We start from the raw sequence: 21,265 nt of genomic DNA, 5'->3' as shown, positions 1-21,265 counted from the left end.
GAGCGAAATGGGATGCCGGCAATCGGAACGATCCGGCGCGGACACGCACCTCTTGGCGCGCGCGTTCTGCCTGATGCTTCATCTTCACCCACCAGCCACACGGCACCGGCCGATCATAAGCGGCCGATGTCAGGGTCCATGCGGCAAGTCTACAGCAAGATTCCTGGTCCTGACAGGAAATCTTCGCCTGTTCGTCGCACCGCCCAGCCGTCAGGAGGCTTGGGACTGCAACCCGCGCCCGCCTCTATCGCGTGCGCAACTGCGGCAGCGCGAGCTTCCGATCAGCTTGCGGGCAGGTCGGCAGAAAGCGGCTCGCATACCCGTAGCTCATCGTCTTGATCTGGCCGTTAAGGCCGCCCTGGCTGGCGACCCAGGAACGAACCCAGCCGGGATAGGACGACAGGAGGTATTGCGCCGCGACCTGGTTGCCCCGGCGGGAAGCGCCATAGGGGAGGTGGAAGCCGAACGACGCGCTCGGTGTTACGCACGACTTCGACCGTGGCAGGGCCAGATATAGCGTGCAGGCCGAATCGCAGCGGCCGGAGAAGCGCACCGATCGGCCGGCTTCCTTCAGGCGCAGCATCTTCAGCGCGTAGTGGATTACCTGGCCGCCGCGATCATTGCGGATCGTGATCGGCGAGCCGTGCGAGGGAAGGGCTTGAGCTGTTGCGACAGCGGAAATCAGCATCGGAACAGCTATCAGCGCAGCATTGAAAATACGAGAAGCAGGCATCGTTTTGACTCCCTGTTTCTCGAATTCTTATCTGTCATGGATGGATATCGAATTTCGAAAAATACTAAATTTGTCTGCAAGATGTTCGGAAGGCGAAATTGAGGCGGAAGGCAATAGCCATCTTTTCCAGGATCGTTACTGAACGATTACAATGGAAAATTGTCGATGCGACCTCTGGTTTTAGGCGGCTCGCTGGCAATGCCGCGGCCGTCGATTGGATGCCAAGCGCGGTACCTTCTTTAGCGCATTGAAATCATTGTCATAAATGATCGCGGGATCGGTCGGGTGGCCGCCAGGGGTGGGGCAAGGCGTTAACGATGTCTTATGAAAGCTGGTTAACGAATTCTTGACTGGCATTAGGAAATGCGCAAATATGACGATGCTGGGTTGTATTGAGTCTATTGGGGTGGGATCGATGAGAAAGCTCCGTAGTTACGTGCTTATGTTGCTGGGCGCGTCGGCGATTGGTGGCGCTATGCCATCCGTCACCAACGCTGAATCGACGCGACTGGACGAGCAGCGTGCGTGTGAGGATGCGCTGCGGAAGAACACCGTCCAGGCGCTGGAACAATTCCTCCGCGATTACCGCTATGGCAATTCGACGTGCCGCGCACTCGCGCTGAACGCGCTGAACAATGACAAGGGCGGTCAATCGAACCGGAACCCGCGCAGGGGCGGGGGCGGGGGCGGCGGCTTCCAAGGCTTTACGCCGACAGGCTACCAATAATATCCGCCTAGACAGCGGCTGGTCCGCTGTTGCTCGGCCTTCGGGGCGGCCGCGTTTGTGGCCGTCCGGCATGCTTATGGCGGCCTCCGCTTTTTGCCAGCCTTGCCCGCACTTGATCGGGGCCCTTCGCATTGCGCGCTCAGACGCCAGCGCTCTGTGAGGGTATGCCCATTCACGACAGTGTCCCTCTGGTTCATCGATCTGCCTAAGGCCTTTTGCTGCATGCAATGGCTGCTCGCAGCGTCACTCTTGCGTGAATAGCCGGTTTGGCTGTCTACTGGCGCCATGATCAGGGCGGCCTACGCTTGGCGACCACAACGTCTCCGCAGCCAGGCTTGGCAGCGTTTGCGGCCTTTTCCCGTGGGTGGTTCGTTGCGAGGAATGGGAACCCGCCTTGGCGATAGAGGCATCGGGGTTGGGCGGGGACCGACCAGGGAGGCCGCAGCATGAACCGTCGCACCTTCGGGCTTGCGTTTCCGCTTGCGTTGCTGGCGTCGGCGGCGCCGCTGTCCCTCAAGGTGCGCGCGGCCGTCAAGGTCGACAAGAACGCCGAGCAGTTGAGCAACGGCGAATTCAACTGGTTCCCGGAACGCTCGCCGGACGGACCGATCCTGATCATCGTCTCCGTGCCGGACCAACTGGTCCACGTCTATCGCAACGGGATCCGCATCGCCGCGTCGACCTGCTCGACCGGAAAGCCCGGCCACTCCACGCCGACCGGCGTGTTCAAGATTCTGCAGAAGGACAAGCACCACAGGTCGTCCACCTACAACAATGCCCCCATGCCCAATATGAACCGCCTGACATGGTCGGGCGTGGCCCTGCATGCGGGGAACCTGCCGGGCTATCCGGCCTCGCATGGCTGCGTGAGGCTGCCGCTGGCGTTTTCCGAGCTTTTGTTCGGCGTCACCAAGGTGGGCATGACGGTGGTGATCGCCGACGAGGAGTCGCAACCGAGCGAGGTGGTGCACCCGGGCATGGTGCTCGGCGACTATGCGCGCAGGGAGTTCGCCGCCGTCGATGGGGCGGTGAAAGCCTACCAGTACTCGCAGGGCCATACCGAAAACCCGACATCGACCAGCGTCGTGGTCAGCGGCAAGGACCGCTCGATGACGATATGGGAAAATGGCGAGATCGTCGCCACCGGCCCGGTCGACGTCGCTTCGCCGGATCGTCCGCTCGGGGACCACGTCTACACCTTGACCAAGGTCAACGGGGAGGATGGTGAACTGACCTGGGTCGCGACCGGCTTTTCGGCGCGCTGGGAGGGCGACACCGATACCCAGGTCATCCGGCGCATCAAGGCCGCCCCGCAGATCAAGCGCGAGCTCGAGCGGCGCATGCATCAGGGCATGACGCTGGTGACGACGGACGATGCAGCCGGTACGACCACGACGGCGGTCGACTTCACGGTGATGACCGGGTTCTTCTGACCCGAGATATCCGGTCATCGGGTCGTGCGCGCGCCTGCACGGTGGGCGGTGGCCGCCCCCCTTGACTCGGATGGCCTTGCCGCTAGTCTCAAACGAAATACCGGCCTCGTGCGCCGGGTGGCAAATATGCCTCGCATGCCTCGCCTCGATCGGTGCAGGCTGCGGGGCTTTGTCGTTTTTGGGGCTTGAAATTTGAAGCGTTCGGTTCGGATCGGCGTCCTTTATTCGCATTCGGGCACCTACAGCCTGATCTCGAATGCCTGCCGCGAAGGCGTGCTGCGGGCAATCGCCGACGTCAACGCCGATGCGGCAAGTCCGATCGATCTGTTTCCGGTGCAGCTCGACCCGCAGGGCAATGTCGATCGCTATGCGCCGCTTTGCGAAGCGCTGATCCGCGAGCACGGCGTCGGCCACATCGTCGGCTGCGTGACCTCCTGGAGCCGCAAGGAAGTCATCTCCGTCCTTGAAAAGTACGGTGCGGCCCTGTGGTACGCCTGTCCCTACGAAGGGTTCGAGGCCAACGAGCACATCGTCTACATGCATGCCTGCCCGAACCAGCACCTCGTGCCGCTCCTGGGCTATGTCGTGCCGCGCTTCGGGGCCAACGGCCTGCTCCTCGGCTCCAACTACATCTGGGGCTGGGAGACCAACCGGGTCGCCCGCGACCTGATCGCCGACGCCGGCGGCGCGGTGCTTGCCGAACGCTACCTGCCGATCGGCGAGACCGACGTTTCGCGGCTCATCGAAGAAATCAGGGCGACGCGGCCGAACTTCATCTTCAACAACCTGATCGGCACCTCGTCCTACGCCTTCATCGCAGCCTATGCCGAACTCGGTCGCGCCGACCCGCATTTCCGGCCGGACCGCTGCCCGCTTCTCTCCTGCAATCTCACCGAGAGCGAGCTGCCGGCAATCGGCGACAACGCCCGCGGGCATCTTTCGGCGGGCCCCTATTTCCGCGCCACGGACGGCAGCGGCGACGCGCCCGACGACGGCGGTCGGGCCCGGCCGGCCTCGTCCTTCGAGGCCGCCGCCTATGCCTCGGTGCGTGTCCTCGCGAAGGTGCTTGAAGGCAACCCGCAGGCCACCTTCGCCGAGCTTCCCGCGGTCTTTGCCGGGACCAGGTTCCAGACTCCCTTCGGCGAGACTCTCATCGATCCGCAGACGCAGCATGCGACGCTGCCGGTGGTCATCGGGCAGATCGGCGAACACGGGTTCGAGACGGTGAGCCGCATCGAAGGCGTCGCGCCCGACCCCTACCTTTCCCGCTACGACCGCACGGAAATCTTCGGCCGGCCGCGTCTGAAGGTGGTGTCGTGACCCGGTCCGCGCGTATCCCCAATCTCGGCGGGGCGAAGGCCTTCATCCTGCATCGCCCGCACGTGACGGTGAATGCGCTGTCGCGCCAGCTTGTCGCCATCGGTCTCGTGACGGTCGAATGCTGGCCGGAATTGCCTGCCGAAGCCCTCGCCGCCGACTTCGTCTTCTTCGACGTCGATCTCGGGTTCGACGAGCAGTTTCCCTGGAAGCCGGGCGAGGCGCCCATGCCGCTCGTCGCGCTCATCGGCTCCGAGGCGCCCGGCCGCATCGAATGGGCGCTCTCCCACAAGGCCGACGCCCAGCTCCTGAAGCCGGTGGGCGCCGCCGGCGTCTATAGCGCGCTGCTGATCGCCCGGCAGTCGTTCGAGGCCCGCCGGCGGCTCGCGGACGAGATCGCGGCGCTCGAGACCCGCGTCGCAGAGCGGCAGACCATCGTGCGCGCGGTCGCCGCGCTTTCAAGCCGCGGCGTCGACGACGGCCAGGCCTATGCGCAGCTGCGTTCGCTGGCGATGAGCTGGCAGGTGAGCATGGAGCAGGCGGCGCAGCGGATCGTGGCGATGACGGAGGAGGGCGGCGATGACCAGTCCAACCGCGCCTGACGTCGCCGCCACGCTGGCGGCCGGGAAGCCGCGCGACGGGATCTGGCGGCGGCTCCTGAAGCGGCGCCTGGCGGTCTTTGGGCTCGTCATCATCGCCCTGGCGGTTGCCGGCGCGGTGTTCGCTCCCTGGATCACCCCCTACGATCCGAACGACCAGATGTTCGACGGGCTCACCCTCGAGGGCGCGCCGTTGCCGCCGAGCGAAAAGTTCTGGCTCGGCACCGACCTGCTCGGCCGCGACCTCGCCACGCGCATCCTCTTCGGCGCGCGCACATCGCTGATCATCGGCATCGTGGCGAACGGCGCAGCACTGCTGATCGGCGCGCTGGTCGGCGTCACGGCCGGCTATTTCCGCGGCTGGATCGGCGGTGCGCTGATGCGGTTCACCGACCTTATGATGGCGTTCCCCGCGCTGCTGCTCGCGATCTGCCTCGCCGCCATCCTTCAGCCGAGCCTTTGGATCGTCGCGCTGGTGATCGCGCTGGTGAACTGGGTGCAGACCGCGCGCGTCATCTACACCGAGACGAGCTCGCTTGCCGAACGCGAGTTCATCGACGCCGAGCGGACCATCGGCGCGAGCACGCCGCGTATCCTGTTCCGCCACATCCTGCCGCATCTGCTGCCGACGCTCATCGTCTGGGGCACGCTCGGCATCTCGACGACCGTTCTCCTTGAGGCGACGCTGTCCTATCTCGGCATCGGCGTTCAGCCGCCCACGGCCTCCTGGGGCAACATCATCTTCGAGAACCAGACCTACTTCCAGGTCGCGCCCTGGCTGGTCTTCTTCCCGGGCGCCGCCATCCTCGCCCTGGCGCTTGCCTTCAATCTCGTCGGTGACGCGCTGCGCGACATCCTCGATCCCACGCAGCGAGGCCGGGGATGATCGCGTATATCGGCCGTCGCCTGATCCAGTCCGCGCTGATCCTGCTCGGCGTCTCGATCATCACCTTCGCGCTGCTCTACCTGCTGCCCGCCGATCCCGTGCGCCAGATCGCCGGGCGCAGCGCGACGCCTCAGACCGTCGAGAACATCCGCCAGCAACTCGGGCTCGATCAACCCTTCCTGGTGCAGTACTGGCGCTACCTCACCAATCTCCTGGCCGGCGATTTCGGGCGCTCCTACATCCAGCGTTCGGAAGTCAGCGAGCTGATCGCCGCCCGCCTTCCTGCCAGTCTGCTTCTGATGGTCGGCGCGATCCTGTGCGAACTGGCCATCGGCCTGACCATGGGCCTGATCGCGGCCGTCCGGCGCGGCAGCGCGACCGACCAGACGCTGATGGTCACGTCGTTCGTCGGCGTTTCGGCGCCGCAGTTCGTCGTCGGCCTGCTGCTGCTCTACATCTTCGCCGTCCAGCTCGGCTGGTTCCCGATCGGCGGCTACGGCACGTGGAAGCACCTGGTGCTGCCCGCCCTCACGCTCGGGATTCTCGGCGCCGGCTGGTACGCGCGCATGATGCGCTCGTCGATGATCGACGTGCTGCGCCAGGACTACATCCGCACGGCGCGCGCCAAGGGGCTGAAGCGGGGCACCATCCTGCTCAGGCACGCGCTGCCTAACGCGATCCTGCCCGTTGTCGCCATGATCGGCATCGACATCGGTATCTTCATGGGCGGCATCGTCGTCGTCGAAAGCGTCTTCGGCTGGCCCGGCATCGGCCAGCTTGCCTGGCAGGCGATCCAGCGCGTCGACATCCCGATCATCATGGGCGTGACGCTTGTCTCGGCCTGCGCGATCGTGCTCGGCAACCTGCTTGCCGACATCGTCGCCCCATTCATCGATCCGCGCATCAAGCTGCGCTGAGCGGAACTAGCAATGCAACCAAGGAGAAAGGGAACACCGATATGAGGAGTTATCTCGCCACCACCGTAGCCGCGTCGGCGCTTGCGCTGATGCTCGGCCTGCAACCGACCGTCGCCCAGGAACAGCGCGACCCGAATGCCAAGCCGGGCGGTGACATCGTCATCACCTACAAGGACGACGTTTCGACGCTCGATCCGGCGATCGGCTATGACTGGCAGAACTGGTCGATGATCAAGAGCCTGTTCGACGGCCTGATGGACTACGAGCCGGGCACGACGACGCTCAGGCCCGAACTCGCCGAGAGCTACGAGATTTCGGCGGACGGCACCGTCTTCACCTTCAAGCTGCGTTCCGGCGTGAAATTCCACAATGGCCGCGACATGACGGCAGACGACGTCAAGTACACGCTCGACCGCGTGACCGACCCCAAGACGCAGAGCCCCGGCGCCGGCTTCTTCGCCTCGATCAAGGGTTTTGACGAGGTCGCGGGCGGAACGGCTACCGGCCTTTCGGGCGTGACCGTCGTCGATCCCTTGACCGTCAAGATCGAACTGTCGCGTCCCGACGCGACCTTCCTGCATGTCATGGCGCTCAATTTCTCGCATGTCGTTCCCAAGGAGGAAGTCGAGAAGCACGGCGCCGACTTCGGCAAGAACCCGGTCGGCACGGGCGCCTTCAAGCTGGCTGAGTGGACGCTGGGCCAGCGCCTTGTGTTCGAGAAGAACGCCGACTACTGGAACAAGGGCCTGCCCTATCTTGACAAGATCACCTTCGAGGTCGGCCAGGAACCGATCGTTGCGCTGCTGCGCCTGCAGAAGGGCGAGGTCGACGTGCCCGGCGACGGCATCCCGCCCGCCAAGTTCCAGGAAGTGATGGCCGATCCCGCCCAGAAGGAACGCGTCGTCGAGGGCGGTCAGCTCCACACCGGCTACATCACCATGAACACGACGATGGCGCCCTTCGACAACGTCAAGGTTCGCCAGGCGGTGAACATGGCGATCAACAAGGATCGCATCGTCCAGCTCATCAACAACCGCGCGGTGCCGGCGAACCAGCCGCTGCCGCCCTCGATGCCGGGATACTCGAAGGACTACAAGGGCTATGCATACGACGCCGGCAAGGCGAAGGCGCTGCTGGCCGATGCCGGCCATGCCGATGGCTTCGAGACCGAGCTGTTCGTGATGAACACCGATCCCAACCCGCGCATTGCCCAGGCCATCCAGCAGGATCTGGCCGCGATCGGCGTCAAAGCCAACATCCAGTCGCTGGCACAGGCCAACGTGATCGCCGCCGGCGGCGAGAAGGACGGCGCGCCGATGATCTGGTCGGGCGGCATGGCGTGGATCGCCGACTTCCCGGATCCGTCCAACTTCTACGGACCGATCCTTGGTTGCGGCGGCGCCGTGCCGGGCGGATGGAACTGGTCCTGGTACTGCAACGAGGACCTCGACAAGCTGGCGGCGGAAGCCGACTCCATCACCGACCCGGCCAAGGCCGAGGAGCGCTACAAGATGTGGAGCGGCATCTACGAGAAGGTCATGGAGGACGCGCCCTGGGTGCCGGTCTTCAACGAGCAGCGCTTCACCATGCGCTCGCCGCGCATGGCCGGCGCCGACAACCTCTATGTCGACCCCGTCCACATCCCGATCAACTACGACTACGTGTATGTGAACGATGTGCAATAACTGCGACTACACGATCCACGGACGCCACCATCATTTCGGCTGGGACAACAGTTTTGCCCCGGTCGAGCGGGTGGCGCCCGGCTCAACGATCGAGTTCGAGTGCCTGGACTCCTCAGGCGGCCAGCTGAAGCCTGACAGCACGGTCGCCGACGTCACGGCGCTCGACTTCGGCAAGGTCAATCCGGTCACCGGCCCCATCCATGTGGATGGGGCCGAACCGGGCGACGCGCTGAAGATCACGATCGAGGGCTTCAAGCCGTCCGGCTTCGGCTGGACGGCCAACATCCCGGGTTTCGGCCTGCTTGCCGACGACTTCAAGGAGCCGGCGCTCAACCTGTGGAAATATGACGCGACCTCGCTCGCGCCTGCGCTTTACGGGAGGAACGCGCGGGTGCCGCTGAAGCCGTTCGCCGGCACCATCGGCAACGCGCCGGCCGAGGCGGGCCTGCATTCGGTCGTTCCGCCGCGACGCATGGGCGGCAATCTCGACATTCGCGACCTCGCCGCCGGCACGACCCTCTACCTGCCGGTCGAGGTTGCGGGCGCGCTGTTCTCCGTTGGCGACACGCATGCCGCCCAGGGCGACGGCGAAGTGTGCGGAACCGCGATCGAGAGCCAGATGAACGCGGTCCTCACGATCGATCTCGTCAAGGACGCGCGGCTGAAGATGCCGCGCTTCACCACGCCGGGACCGGTTACGCGGCACCTCGACGCCAAGGGCTACGAGGTCACGACCGGCGTCGGGCCCGACCTGATGACGGGCGCCAAGGAGGCGGTCGCCCAGATGGTCGACCTGCTTGCCGGCCAGCACGGCCTCGACCCGGTGGACGCCTATATGCTCTGCTCGGTCTGCGGCGATCTCCGGATCAGCGAGATCGTCGACATGCCGAACTGGGTGGTGTCGTTCTACTTCCCGCGCTGCGTCTTCGAATGACAGGCGCCGGGCAGGCAACCGTCGCCGACAAGCCGGCTTCGCGCCATGCGAAGCCGGTTCTTGACGTCTCGCGCCTGTCGGTCGCCGTGCGCGACGAGGATGGCGAACGCGAGGTCGTTTCCGACCTCTCTTTCTCCGTCGCGCGCGGCGAAACGCTGTGCATTGCAGGCGAATCCGGCTCCGGCAAGTCGATGACGTCGCTCGCCATCATGGGGCTCCTGCCGCAGCCGATGGCGCGCATTTCAGCCGGCGCGATCCGGCTTGACGGCGTGGACCTTGCCGCCTTGCCGGAAAGCCGCATGCGCCACATGCGCGGCAACCGCATCGCCATGATCTTCCAGGAGCCGATGACGTCGCTGAACCCGGTCCTGACGATCGGGCGGCAGATCGTCGAGGCGATCGAGGTTCACACGCCGCTGTCGCGCCGCGAGGCCCGCCAGCGCGCGATCGAAGCGCTGAACGCCGTCCGCATCCCCGACGCGGAACGCAGGCTGGGCCAGTATCCGCACGAGCTCTCGGGCGGCATGCGCCAGAGGGTCATGATCGCCATGGCGCTGGCGCTGAAGCCCGACGTCCTCATTGCCGACGAACCGACCACCGCGCTCGACGTCACCGTCCAGGGCGAGGTGCTCGAACTCTTGCGCGACCTCCAGCGCGAGACGGGCACCAGCCTGATCCTGATCACGCACGACATGGGCGTCGTCGCCGAAATGGCGGATCGCGTGATCATCATGCGCAACGGCCGCATGGTCGAGGAAGGCTCGACGATCGACATCTTCTCCGCGCCGCGCACCGACTACACCAGGGAACTCCTGGCGGCCGTGCCGCGCATGCGCACGGGCGAGGGCGCCCGCCCGCCTGCCGCGCCGCAGCAGCATGCCGAGGGGACGAACGAGGCCGCTTCCGCCGTCGCGACGGTGCGGGACCTGCAAGTCCGCTTCGACCTTCATGGAGGATTCTTCGGCCGCGTCGATCGGCGCGTTCATGCGGTCGAGGGCGTGAGCTTCTCGATTGCGCGCAACGAGACACTGTCGCTGGTCGGCGAGTCCGGCTGCGGCAAGTCGACCACCGCGAAGGCCATCGCCGGGCTCGTGCCCTATTCCGGGGACATCTCGATCGCCGGACGCAGCCTGCAGGGGCTATCCTCGGCCGACCGCGGCGCGGTGCGCCGCGACGTGCAGATGATCTTCCAGGATCCCTACGCCTCGCTCGACCCGCGCATGCGCGTCGGCGACCTGGTGGCCGAGCCGCTGCTGATCCACCGGATCGGGTCCAGGGAGGAGCGACGGGCCCAGGTTGCCTCGCTGTTCGAGCGCGTCGGACTGTCGGCCGACCAGATGGATCGCTATCCGCACGAGTTCTCCGGCGGCCAGCGGCAGCGCATCTGCATTGCGCGCGCACTGGCGCTGAAGCCGAAGCTGATCATCGCCGATGAAAGCGTCTCGGCGCTCGACGTCTCCGTGCAGGCGCGGGTGCTCAGGCTGTTGAAGGACCTGCAGCGCGAATTCGGGATCGCCTATCTGTTCATCTCGCACGACATGGCCGTCGTCGAGAACATCTCGGATCGCGTCGCCGTGATGTACCTCGGTCAGATCGTCGAGATGGGCACGCGCGACCAGGTCTTTTCGAACCCGCGCCACCCCTACACCAGGCGCCTGATCGAGGCGGTGCCGATGCCGGACCCCAGGATGCGGCGGGAACGGTTTGCCCGCCTGGAAAGCGAGATTCCCAACGCCGTCAGAAGGGTCGGGGATCCGCCGCAAAGGCTTGTCCTCGCCGATGCCGGGGAAGGGCATCTGGTTGCCGGTTGATCGGCTGAGGCCGGCTGCGGGCCGGCGCGTGTCACGGCGGTCAGGCGATCATCATCCCAACAGATCGAGGATTGCATCGGCGGCAACGGCCGTACCGGGCCGCGCGGCCATCGCCGCGGCGTTGTCGCTGAGGCGCCTGCGCATGGTCTCGTCGCCGAGCAGCGCCGTGATGCAGGAAGCAAGGTCGTCGGCCGTCCAGGAAGCGCGATCGAGGCGTCGGCCGACGCCGGTCTCGACGGCGCGCCGGGCGTTGTCGTGGCCATCCCAGCAATAGGGCATGATCAGGGACGGCACGCCGAAATAGAGGGCTTCGCAGAAGCTGTTGTTGCCCCCGTGGTGGATGAACAGGTCGCATTGCTCGACCACGCTGGGCTGCGGAAACCAGGCGTCGAGATAGACGTTGTCGGGCACCGCGCGGTACGCATCGCGAAAGCCGCCGACATTGACGATGAAGCGGGCGGGAAGCGTCGCGAAGACCGCGATCATGCGCTCGATGAGATCGGTATCGCCGGCGCCGAGACTGCCGAATCCCAGATAGACGAGCGGCCCCTCCGCGCGCGGGAAGTCCGGTAGGTCGAAGGGGCCCTCGCGGCGGACGCAGCCCTCCAGGTAGACGAACCGTTCCGGATCCAGCGGATCGGCCCGGTCGCGCCGGACGATGCCGGGCGTCAGCAGCAGGTTCAGCCAGGGTGACGTTTCGAGGAAGGTGCCGGCCGGCAGCGCGGGCAGGCCGGCCCCGGCGCGAAACCGATTGAACCGGTCATGCGCGGGCGCGACCGCCTCGAGGTAGCGGCTTTCGAAATCGGCCCTCGATGGATCGTCGGCCGAGAGGCCGGAGAGGTACGGCGGGACCTCGGGATCGGGCAGTTCGGTTTCGGCGCAGGAGATCATGCGCACCCATGGGACGTTCGATCCCGCCAGCGCCGGAAACATGATGACGTTGTCGAGCACGACGGCGTCCGGCTTCAGCCGCGCCAGCAACCGGCGCAGCCCCGCCTCGGCGCCGATCGCCGTGTCCACGATCGCTTCCCAGGTCGGGCCGACATAGGTTTCGAGCTGTTCGAGCGGCGGCAGGTTGAAATGCGGCAGGTGCCGGTCGACGAAACCCTGCCAGGTGTCCGGCGAGCCGCCCTTGGCTGCAGCGGCCGGCAGATGGTGTTCGGGAAAGCCGTAGTCGGCAAACAGGCCGGTGAAGCCGGGATGGCAGATGAAGGCGGGACGGGCGCCGCGCTCGCGCAGGGCCTGGGCGATGCCGATGCAGTTCAGCGCGGCGCCGAAACTCGCTTCCGGAAAGAGCGCTATCGTCGGCGGAGGGCGCGTCATCGGCCTGTACGCTCGCCGACCGCCGCCGGCAGGACCGGCGCGCCCCTGCTTGCCGCCTGCGGCCGCTGGCTGCGGGACAGGCGCAGATGCAGCCGCATCAGGTCGGCCGCCGCTTCGAACTGCTTGCCCTCCAACTGGTCGAGGATGGCCAGGTGCTCGCGCGTCGACTGCTTCAGGCGAAAGACGTTGACGCCGTGCAGCGCGCCCGGCAGCCGGCGCAGCTTCAGGTGATCGGCCAGTGCGTCGCCGACAAAGCGGTTGGCCGAGCCGCGCGCGACCATCCCGTGGAAATCCAGGTCGAGGCGCTGGAACTCCCTGATATCGAAGGAGGATTCGGGCGAGGCGAGTTGCGTTTCCATGGCCAGGCGCAATGCGCTTGCCTGGGCCTCGTCGAGCCGGAAGCCAGGCGACAGCAGCGCCGCCGGCTCGAGCAGCAGCCGGTAGTCATAGCTTTCGGCCAGCGCTTCAGGCCCCTCGTGCCCGACACGGAACAGCCAGGATTGACCGGGCGCCTTTTCGATCCAGTTTCCACTCGCCAGTATTTTTAGCGACTTTTGTACCATCCGCTTGTCGACGGAGTACCGCCGGGACAGGCTGCTCGCCGTGACGGTGTCGTCAAGTCGGCGCGCTGCCCGGTCGCGCAGGATCGACTCTGCAAGCCGGTCTTCTTCGGCGCTGGGCAGTTCGGCTGCGGCCCCGATTGTGCCGGCCGGATCGATGGCGAGCGTGTAGCCGCTGTCCTTCTCCCAGCGGACCGCGCCCTGTTGCGTCAGCAGGCGCAAGGCCGCGCGAACGGGGGTGCGCGAGACGTTGCAGAGCGAGGCGATCTGCTGCTCGGCCAGGCGGCTGCCTGGCTGGAAGCCGCCGCGGCGAACGGCCTCCAGGATGCGCTGGGCGAGTTCAAGATGGTTCGATCGTGGCTGTTGACGGGTCGGCATCATCGCCCTGTTGCATCGCGAAAATAGTCGGCGAACCGGCGTGTGGGTCGCTCCCCGATTATGGATTGACGTTCTTTTTGCAGCAATAGTACAGTCAAACAAAATGGCGAAAAGCCGGGGAACAGAACGATGCCTTCGCCCGCAACGGGACGCGGGCACTTTACGCCGAGGTCCGCGACATCCAGGTCGCGGCAAAAATGGGAGTCTGTCATGAAGATCACGAACGACCGCCGGGCAAGGGGTGCGCGGGCGATCCTGCTTGGCGTCAGCCTCGCCGCGCTCGCCTCGACGGCAAGCGCCGCCAACCTCGTCATCTCCAATTGGGACGGCTACATGGCGCCGGACGCCATGGACGCTTTCAAGGCGGCCACAGGCAACACCGGCGAGGTGGTGAAGCACGCGACCAACGAAGAGATCATGGGCAAGCTCGTCGCCTCGGGCGGCAAGGGCTACGACGTGGTCTTCGTGTCGTCGCCCTTCGCCGAGGTGCTGCACAATCTGGGGCTGACCGAGACGATCGAGGCTTCGAAGGTGCCGAACCTCGCCAATCTCTATCCGGAGGCGGCCGGGCTCGCCTACGATCCGGGCAACAGCTTCTCGGTTCCCTACACCTGGGGGACGACCGGCCTCTGCTACCGCTCCGACCTGGTGAAGACAGAGCCGACTTCGTGGAACGACCTGCTGAAGCCCGCCGACGACATCAAGGGCAAGACCACCATGCTGGCAACCGACCGCTGGCTGCTCGCCGCCGGTCAGCTCGCCGACGGCTTTTCGGTCAACGAGATCGACCCTGCCAAGATGGAGCAGGTGAAGAACACGCTGATCGAGGCGAAGAAGACGCTGCTCGCCTACGACGATACTACCTTCTACGCGAAGCTCGTCTCGGGCGAGGCGCTGATGGTGCAGGCCTGGGACGGCTGGTGCAACTACGGCATCACCGACAACAAGGACATCAAGTACGTCATCCCGAAGGAGGGCTCGGACCTCTGGGTCGACACGATGGTCGTCATGAAGGCTTCCGAGAACAAGGATGCCGCCTTCCAGTTCATCAACTTCATGCTGGACGTGAAGAACCACGCCTGGGCGGCCGAGAACATCCTCTACAAGGTGCCCAACAAGGCTGCGATGGAAAGCCTGCCCGCCGAACTCTCCGCCACCTATCCGAACATGGCCATGCCGGTCGCGGAACTCACCAAGTATGAGGTTCTGCGCGACGTCGGCGAGGCCCAGAAGGAGTATTCGCGCATCGTCAGCGAGATAAAGGCGGCGCAGTAGCCAGCCGCAGCGGTTGACGCAGTCGGAAGGGGGCGGGACATGACGGCCATCGGCACCCGCCCCGCCTTCCTGATGGCGCCGGCGCTGGCCTGGCTGGTCGGCCTGATGGTGGTGCCGTGCGCCCTGGTGCTTGCGCTCGCCTTCTTCCAGCGCGGCGTCTACGGGGGCGTCGACTACACCTTCACGCTGGAGAACTTCGGCAGGGTCTTCGACCCGCTCTATGCCGGCATCTTCCTGAGGTCGGCGCGCATCGCGGGCACCGCCACTGTGATCGCCGTGGTGCTCGGCTATGCAGCGGCCTACGCCATTGCGTCGTGCCGGCGCTCGCTGCAGCCGGTCCTGCTGTTCTTTGCCGTGCTGCCGTTCTGGTCGAACTACCTCATCCGGACCTACGCCTGGATCGTGCTGCTCAACCGCGAAGGGCTGATCACGCAGCTGTTGCGCTGGTTCGGCTACGAGGGCGAGCCGCCGTCCATGCTCTACACCGAAGGCGCGGTCATCGCCGGGCTGGTCTACAACTATCTGCCCTTCGTCATCCTTGCCTGCTACGCCCCGCTTTCGCGCATGAACCCCGAACTGGCAGAGGCTTCGCGCGATCTCGGCGGCTCGGCCTTCACCACATTCCGCCGCATCATCCTGCCGCTGACGCTGCCCGGAATCGCCGCTGGCGCGGTTTTCGTCTTCGTGCTGTCGATCGGCAACTTCGTCACGCCGGCGCTGCTTGGCGGCGGCCGGTTCCAGATGATCGGTAACCTCGTCTACGACCAGTTTCTCACCGCCAACGACTGGCCGTTCGGCGCGGCGCTCTCGATGGCGCTGATCGGCATCATGATGCTCCTGCTGCTGGTGCAGGCCTACGCATCGGACCGGGCATCGACCAGGACGGCCCCCGTCAGGGAGGATGCGTGATGGCCGAGCGCAGCGCAGCCGCCCGGCGAAGCGGAACGGCCGTTCTCGTGCTGGTCTTCGCCTTCCTCTACGTGCCGATCGCCGTGCTGGTGGCGCTCTCCTTCAACGAGGGCGGACTGCCGACGGTGTGGTCCGGCTTCTCGACCAGGTGGTACGTGTCGCTGGCGTCGAACCAGGACATCCTGTCGGCGGCTCTGAACACGCTGGTCGTCGCCGTCGCGTCGACCGCCATCGCGACCTTGCTTGGAACGCTGCTCGCAATCGGCATCGAGATGCGCCGCCGCCGCGGCACGGTGCTCGAGGCGCTTGTCTTCGCGCCGATGATCATCCCGGACATCGTGCTTGCGGTTGCGCTTCTCTCCTTCTTCTCGATGCTCGACGTCACGATGGGCCTGCACACGATCGTGCTCGCCCATGTCGTCTTCAACCTCGCCTTCGTCTGCGCCGTGGTGCGGGCGCGGCTGAAATCCTTCGACTGGTCTATCACGGAGGCGTCGGCCGACCTCGGCGCATCGGCATTGACGACGTTCCGGCGCGTGACCCTGCCGGTCATCCTGCCGGCGGTGATCGCCGGGGCGCTGCTCGCCTTCACGCTTTCGGTGGACGAGTTCATCATCGCCTTCTTCACCGCCGGCGCGGGGCGTTCCTCCACGACGCTGCCGATGCAGATCTATTCGATGATCCGCTTCGGCATCACGCCGGAGATCAATGCGCTCGCCACCATCGTCATGGCCGTCAGCGTGATCGCGCTGGCGATCTCGCAGCGGCTGAACCGCGGGATGGTCGGCCAATGACCGGGGGCGTGCTCGACATTGAAGGTGTGACCAAGAATTTCGGCCGATTGACCGCGGTCGACGATGTTTCGCTGTCGATCCGCGAGAACGAATTTTTCGCGCTTCTCGGTCCCTCCGGCTGCGGCAAGACCACGCTTCTCAGGATGCTTGCGGGCTTCGAAATGCCGAGCGGAGGCAAAATCCTCCTTGACGGCGCCGACGTGTCGCGCGTGCCGCCGAACAGGCGCCCGGTGAACCTCATGTTCCAGTCCTACGCGCTGTTCCCGCACATGAGCGTGCGGGCCAACATCGCCTATGGGCTCGAGATGGAGCGTCGTCCGTCGGCGGAAATCCGGAGCCGGGTGGACGAGATGCTGGCGACGACGCAACTCGCCGCGCTGGCGGACCGCAAGCCCGACCAGCTCTCCGGCGGCCAGAAGCAGCGGGTCGCGCTCGCCCGCGCGCTGGTCAAGCGGCCGCGCGTGCTGCTGCTGGACGAACCGCTTGGCGCGCTCGACAAGAAGCTGCGCGGCGAGATGCAGATCGAGCTGAAGCGCCTGCAGGACGAGGTCGGCATCACCTTCATCGTCGTTACCCACGACCAGGAGGAGGCGCTGGTCATGGCCGACCGCATGGCGGTCCTCAGGGACGGCAGGCTGCTGCAATGCGACACGCCGCACGAGGTCTACGAACGGCCGGCCGACGCGTTCGTCGCCGGCTTCATCGGCGTGATGAACTTCTGCGCGGGCAGCGCGGTCGCCGAGGGTGTTCGCGCGAGCGACGGTTCGCTGGTTGCTGGCACGCTCCCGCAGGGCATCGCGGCAGGCGCGCCGGCGCTCGCGGCGGTCCGGCCCGAGCGCATCGTGCTGTTTCCGGCGGCCGGCGCCGCCAACCGCACGAGCGGCACCGTCGAGGCGCTCGCCTACCACGGTCTCGACCTGCAGGTTCACGTCCGCACGCCGCTGGCCGACAAGCCCTTCCTGGTCCGCATGACCGCCGACGCCGCCGACAGCCGGAGCATCCGCACCGGCGATACGGTCGAAATCGGCTGGTCGGCCGCGGACACCCGAATTTTCAAGAGCTGAACGATCCGGAGGCAGACATGGCGCAAAAGACGATCGCATTCTTTCCCGAGGCCGCCTACGGGCCGGCGCTGAATTCCGTCGGCATCGCCCAGGCGGTCGAGGCGCGCGGCCACAAGGCCGTCTTCCTGTCGGACCCCGGCTTCGTCGATGTCTACAAGGGCTACGGTTTCGACGCCTATCCGGTGAACCTGTCGGAGCCGATGCCGCCGGAAAAGATGGCCAAGTTCTGGGAGGACTTCATCAACGGCCACATCCCGAACTTCCGCAAGTCGCCGTACGATCAGGTCGACAACTATGTGAAGGACTGCTGGACGGCCATCGTCGACAGCGCGAAATGGGCGCAGAAGGATTTGCCGGGCGTGCTGGCGCAGATCAAGCCGGATGTCATCTGCGTCGACAACGTCGTTCTCTTCCCGGCCATCAAGCAGTTCGGGGTGCCGTGGGTGCGCGTCATCTCGTGCTCCGAGAACGAGATCGAGGACGAGGACATCCCGCCGCATCTCTCGGGCTGCGGGGAGGGCGACCACGCCTGCCACCGCGCCTACCGCGAGCACTTCAATGACGTGATCAAGCCGATCCACGACGACTTCAACCAGTTCCTGACGTCGACCAACGAAGCGCCGTACCCCATCGGGCAGTTCTTCGAGGCATCGCCCTATCTCAACCTGCTGCTCTACCCGGAGGCGGTGAAGTTCAGGCGCAGGCATGCGCTCGACCCGAAGCGGTTCCAGTACCTCGAAGGCTGCGTGCGCAAGGAGGCCGCCTATGCGGTGCCGCCCTTCGCCGCGAACAATGACGGCCCGCTGGTCTACGTGTCCTTCGGCTCGCTCGGCGCCGGTGACACGGAGTTGCTGAAACGCGTCATCGCCGCGATCGGCAAGTCACCCTACCGCGCGCTCGTCAATGTCGGCGGCTATGTCGACCAGTATTCCGACCTGCCGCCGAATGTCATCGTCGACGGCTGGTTCCCGCAGCCGTCCGTCATCCCGCAGGTCGACGCCGTCATCCACCACGGCGGCAACAACTCGTTCACCGAGTGCCTGTTCTTCGGCAAGCCGGCGATCATCATGCCCTATGTCTGGGACGGCCACGACAACGCGACGCGCGTCGAGGAGACGGGCCACGGCTTCAAGATGCCGCGCTACGACTGGACCGACGCCGAGCTCCTGGCCAGGCTCGATGCGTGCCTCACCGACGCGGCGATGAAGGCGAAGCTCGCCGCGACCTCCAGGCACATGCAGGCGCAGAACGGTCCGGAGAAGGCGGCGGGCCTGCTGGAGGCGCTGCTGTGACGTCGTCGGCGCCACATCTCTACCAGGCCTCGACGCGGACCGACCTTTTGGACTGGGGCGTCCAGCCGAATGCGATCGAGGGCGTTTCGCGCTCGACGGGGCGCCTGGTTCACAAGGGGCCCGGCAACCGGCCGGAGACGGGCATCTGGGTCTGCAGCGAGGGGCGCTGGCGGCTGTCGATCCCGCGCGACGAACTCTGCTATTTCGTCCAGGGGCGTGCGACCTACCGGTCCGACCTGGGCGAGGCGATCGAGGTCGCGGCCGGCACGGCGGTGATGTTCCCGGCCGGCTGGTCCGGCGAATGCAGCGTCCATGAAACCATCCGAAACACCTACATCCTGGCCGAGGACGAGCCAGCCACCAAGGAGCCTCCAATGCCTACCCCTGTCATGCACGCGCCGCTCGAACAGAAGGATCTCGTCGACTGGGGCGTCATCCCCACGATGATCGAGGGACAGTCGCGCACCTCGGGCAAGCTTTTGCACAAGGGGCCGGAGGGCCGGTCGGAGTGCGGGCTGTGGGTCTGCACGCCCGGGAAGTGGGAGTGCCACGTCACGCGCGACGAATTCTGCCACTTCCTCGAGGGCCGCTGCACCTATGTTCATGAATCTGGCGAGGTGATCGAGATCGAGCCGGACACGGCCGCCTTCTTCCCGCAGGATTGGAAGGGCATCTGCACGGTCCATGAGACCATCAAGAAAGTCTACATGATCCGCTAAGTTTGATCCGTCAGATGAAAATCATGCCCCCTCCTGGCCTGCGGGCCTCGCCGTCATCAAGGGCTCTCCCCGTCCCGAACGCCGCCGTTTCAGGCACGGTATTGCCGCGACTTAAGGCGGAGATGGCCGGCAGGCCAGTACGGGGTATTGGAGGCGCTTCCCGATGAGTTTCTCGCCTTCAGAGCCAGCCTTTTTCGTCAACCCATCCTACTTGCGGATGGGCGGCGCCCCGCGCGCCGTGGTCGATCCGGCGACGCTTGAAACCGTCGGCGCGATTGCCGCCGCGACCGACGCCGAGACCGATGCGGCGCTGGCGGCGGCCGCAAGGGCGCAAGCCGGCTGGAAGGCGCTCGACGCCAAGGCGCGCGCCAAATGCCTGCACGGCGTCGCCAACGCCATCGAGGCCGCCGATTTCACCGGCTGTGCCGAACTGATGGTGCGCGAGATGGGCAAGCCCTATCCCGAGGCGATCGGCGAGATCGCGAACTGCGCGCCGGTCTTCCGCTACTACGCGGAGATGGCGCGCGACGAGGCCGGCAAGATCGCCGGCACCACGCAGGCAGGCTCGTTCCAGTATGCGCGCTACGAGCCCTACGGCGTGTCCGTGCACATCATGCCCTACAACTTCCCGATCCTCCTGATGTGCTGGACGGTCGCGGCGTCGCTCGCCGCCGGCAATGCCTGCATCGTCAAGCCGGCCGAGGCGACGACGCTGTCGACTCTGGATTTCATGGCCGTCTTCCGTTCGTTGCCGGAAGGCCTGGTCGCATGCCTGCCGGGCGGCGCGGAGACGGGCAGGGCGCTTGTCGAATCCGACCGCACCCACGCCGTCGCCTTCACCGGCTCGGTGGCGGCGGGGCGGCGGGTGGCGGTCGCCTGCGCGGAACGCACGAAACCCTGCGTGATCGAGGCGGGCGGCAGCGATCCGCTGATCGTCAGCGCGCACGCCCCGCTGGAGGTCGCCGCCGCCGGCAGCGTGACGGCCGCCTTCCACCTTTCCGGCCAGGTCTGCACCTCGGCCGAGCGCTTCTTCGTGGTCGATGCCGTGCACGACCGCTTCGTCGAATTGTTCGCCGAGAAGACGCGGGCGCTTCGCATCGGCAACGGCATGGACGAGACGGAAATCGGCCCGCTGGTCAGCGAGGCGGCGCGCGCCAAGGTGATGCGGCTGGTCGACGACGCCGTCGCGAGCGGCGCGAGGGCGGTCGTGGGCGGACGCATCCCGCCGGCGCACAATGTCGGCTGGTTCTACGAACCGACCATCCTGACCGGGGTGACGCCGGACATGGCGATCTGCCGGGAGGAGTGCTTCGGGCCTGTCGCGGCGATCTGCCGTGTCGGCGATTTCGACGAGGCCGTCCGCCTGGCCAACGACACCCCGTTCGGCCTCGGCGCCTCGATCTTCACCACGGACCTTGCCGAGGCGCATGAAGCGGCCGAGCGGCTGGAGGCTGGCATGGTCTGGGTCAACAATCCCCTGATCGACAACGATGCGCTGCCCTTCGGCGGCTGGAAGGCCTCCGGCATCGGGCGCGAACTCGGCCGCCAGGGGCTCGACGCCTTCCGCCGCTCGAAGATGGTCGTCATCGACCACAAGCCCGTCGTTCAGGACTGGTGGTATCCCTATCCCGACGCCTGGTTCCGCAAGGCCGGAGGCCGCAAGCACGTGACCTGAAGGCGCGGCGGGCGGGAAGCGCCGCAGAAGCTCCCGCGGCCGGATACGACGACGGACTGGAACGCGCGCCGCGTCCGGTTCTCGTGATTCATTGAAGCGGGAAAGATGGTGCCCAGAAGAGGACTCGAACCTCCACTCCTTGCGGAACACGGACCTGAACCGTGCGCGTCTACCAATTCCGCCATCTGGGCTGGTGGGCGCTCATGTAAGCGGGCGCGCGGGTCCTGTCAACGC

General features: G+C 66.0%; 19 protein-coding genes, 1 tRNA gene and 1 pseudogene. 17 read left to right on the top strand and 4 right to left on the bottom strand.

The window, feature by feature from the left end; translation table 11 throughout:
* Positions 1–244 precede the first annotated feature (244 nt).
* Complete coding sequence (locus tag ABUE31_RS12240; protein WP_367723880.1) at positions 245–733, bottom strand: hypothetical protein; 489 nt, start codon at positions 731–733, stop codon at positions 245–247.
* Between the two features lie 415 nt (positions 734–1,148).
* Here ABUE31_RS12240 and ABUE31_RS12235 point away from each other — a divergent pair, with 415 nt between their 5' ends.
* From ABUE31_RS12235 to ABUE31_RS12195, 9 genes are all read left to right on the top strand, one after another.
* Complete coding sequence (locus ABUE31_RS12235) at positions 1,149–1,460, top strand: hypothetical protein (RefSeq protein ID WP_367723879.1); 312 nt, start codon at positions 1,149–1,151, stop codon at positions 1,458–1,460.
* A gap of 446 nt (positions 1,461–1,906) precedes the next feature.
* A complete protein-coding gene (locus ABUE31_RS12230; RefSeq protein WP_367723878.1) occupies positions 1,907–2,893 on the top strand; it encodes a L,D-transpeptidase in 987 nt (328 codons plus the stop codon).
* A gap of 192 nt (positions 2,894–3,085) precedes the next feature.
* Positions 3,086–4,213 (top strand): transporter substrate-binding protein, encoded by a 1,128-nt coding sequence (locus ABUE31_RS12225; RefSeq protein WP_367723877.1) that lies wholly within the window; start codon positions 3,086–3,088, stop codon positions 4,211–4,213.
* Positions 4,210–4,812 (top strand): ANTAR domain-containing response regulator, encoded by a 603-nt coding sequence (locus ABUE31_RS12220; protein ID WP_367723876.1) that lies wholly within the window; start codon positions 4,210–4,212, stop codon positions 4,810–4,812. The genes ABUE31_RS12225 and ABUE31_RS12220 overlap by 4 nt, the downstream gene beginning before the upstream one ends.
* Entirely contained in the window at positions 4,790–5,695 is a 906-nt protein-coding gene (locus ABUE31_RS12215) for an ABC transporter permease (RefSeq protein ID WP_367723875.1), read from the top strand. Before ABUE31_RS12220 ends, ABUE31_RS12215 begins: the two co-directional genes overlap by 23 nt.
* Positions 5,692–6,612: an ABC transporter permease gene (locus ABUE31_RS12210; RefSeq protein ID WP_367723874.1), complete on the top strand. Its 921-nt coding sequence runs from the start codon at positions 5,692–5,694 to the stop codon at positions 6,610–6,612. The genes ABUE31_RS12215 and ABUE31_RS12210 overlap by 4 nt, the downstream gene beginning before the upstream one ends.
* Positions 6,613–6,653: 41 nt before the next feature.
* A complete protein-coding gene (locus ABUE31_RS12205; protein WP_367723873.1) occupies positions 6,654–8,297 on the top strand; it encodes an ABC transporter substrate-binding protein in 1,644 nt (547 codons plus the stop codon).
* Positions 8,287–9,231 carry an acetamidase/formamidase family protein gene (locus ABUE31_RS12200; protein ID WP_367723872.1) on the top strand — a complete coding sequence of 315 codons (945 nt, stop codon included), beginning with the start codon at positions 8,287–8,289 and terminating at the stop codon, positions 9,229–9,231. Before ABUE31_RS12205 ends, ABUE31_RS12200 begins: the two co-directional genes overlap by 11 nt.
* Positions 9,228–11,042 carry an ABC transporter ATP-binding protein gene (locus tag ABUE31_RS12195; RefSeq protein WP_367723871.1) on the top strand — a complete coding sequence of 605 codons (1,815 nt, stop codon included), beginning with the start codon at positions 9,228–9,230 and terminating at the stop codon, positions 11,040–11,042. The genes ABUE31_RS12200 and ABUE31_RS12195 overlap by 4 nt, the downstream gene beginning before the upstream one ends.
* Before the next feature lie 51 nt (positions 11,043–11,093).
* Here the strand turns inward: ABUE31_RS12195 and ABUE31_RS12190 are convergent, their stop codons facing one another.
* Positions 11,094–12,365, bottom strand: a complete 1,272-nt coding sequence (locus ABUE31_RS12190; RefSeq protein ID WP_367723870.1) for a glycosyltransferase — start codon at positions 12,363–12,365, stop codon at positions 11,094–11,096.
* Positions 12,362–13,303, bottom strand: coding sequence for a GntR family transcriptional regulator (locus ABUE31_RS12185; RefSeq protein ID WP_367723869.1), 942 nt, complete (start codon positions 13,301–13,303; stop codon positions 12,362–12,364). The genes ABUE31_RS12190 and ABUE31_RS12185 overlap by 4 nt, the downstream gene beginning before the upstream one ends.
* A 210-nt stretch (positions 13,304–13,513) precedes the next feature.
* Between ABUE31_RS12185 and ABUE31_RS12180 the strand changes: the two genes are divergently transcribed.
* From ABUE31_RS12180 to ABUE31_RS12145, 8 genes and pseudogenes are all read left to right on the top strand, one after another.
* Positions 13,514–14,578 (top strand): polyamine ABC transporter substrate-binding protein, encoded by a 1,065-nt coding sequence (locus tag ABUE31_RS12180; RefSeq protein ID WP_367723868.1) that lies wholly within the window; start codon positions 13,514–13,516, stop codon positions 14,576–14,578.
* 72 nt (positions 14,579–14,650) lie between these two features.
* Entirely contained in the window at positions 14,651–15,487 is an 837-nt protein-coding gene (locus ABUE31_RS12175) for an ABC transporter permease (RefSeq protein ID WP_367724167.1), read from the top strand.
* Entirely contained in the window at positions 15,487–16,281 is a 795-nt protein-coding gene (locus tag ABUE31_RS12170) for an ABC transporter permease (protein WP_367723867.1), read from the top strand. The genes ABUE31_RS12175 and ABUE31_RS12170 overlap by 1 nt, the downstream gene beginning before the upstream one ends.
* Positions 16,278–17,345, top strand: coding sequence for an ABC transporter ATP-binding protein (locus ABUE31_RS12165; RefSeq protein ID WP_367723866.1), 1,068 nt, complete (start codon positions 16,278–16,280; stop codon positions 17,343–17,345). The genes ABUE31_RS12170 and ABUE31_RS12165 overlap by 4 nt, the downstream gene beginning before the upstream one ends.
* Before the next feature lie 17 nt (positions 17,346–17,362).
* Positions 17,363–18,637: a nucleotide disphospho-sugar-binding domain-containing protein gene (locus tag ABUE31_RS12160; protein ID WP_367723865.1), complete on the top strand. Its 1,275-nt coding sequence runs from the start codon at positions 17,363–17,365 to the stop codon at positions 18,635–18,637.
* A pseudogene (locus ABUE31_RS12155) lies at positions 18,529–18,960 on the top strand (cupin domain-containing protein); the annotation flags it as partial. The gene ABUE31_RS12160 and the pseudogene ABUE31_RS12155, both read left to right, overlap by 109 nt.
* Positions 18,961–19,011: 51 nt before the next feature.
* Entirely contained in the window at positions 19,012–19,356 is a 345-nt protein-coding gene (locus ABUE31_RS12150) for a cupin domain-containing protein (protein WP_367724165.1), read from the top strand.
* Between the two features lie 163 nt (positions 19,357–19,519).
* Entirely contained in the window at positions 19,520–21,031 is a 1,512-nt protein-coding gene (locus ABUE31_RS12145) for an aldehyde dehydrogenase family protein (protein WP_367723864.1), read from the top strand.
* A 106-nt stretch (positions 21,032–21,137) separates the two neighbouring features.
* Here the strand turns inward: ABUE31_RS12145 and ABUE31_RS12140 are convergent.
* Positions 21,138–21,222, bottom strand: a tRNA-Leu gene (locus ABUE31_RS12140).
* Positions 21,223–21,265 lie beyond the last annotated feature (43 nt).

The sequence above is a fragment of the Mesorhizobium marinum genome (assembly GCF_040813675.1).
GTDB lineage: Bacteria > Pseudomonadota > Alphaproteobacteria > Rhizobiales > Rhizobiaceae > Mesorhizobium_K > Mesorhizobium_K marinum.
This window is presented reverse-complemented; position numbering and strand designations above follow the sequence as displayed.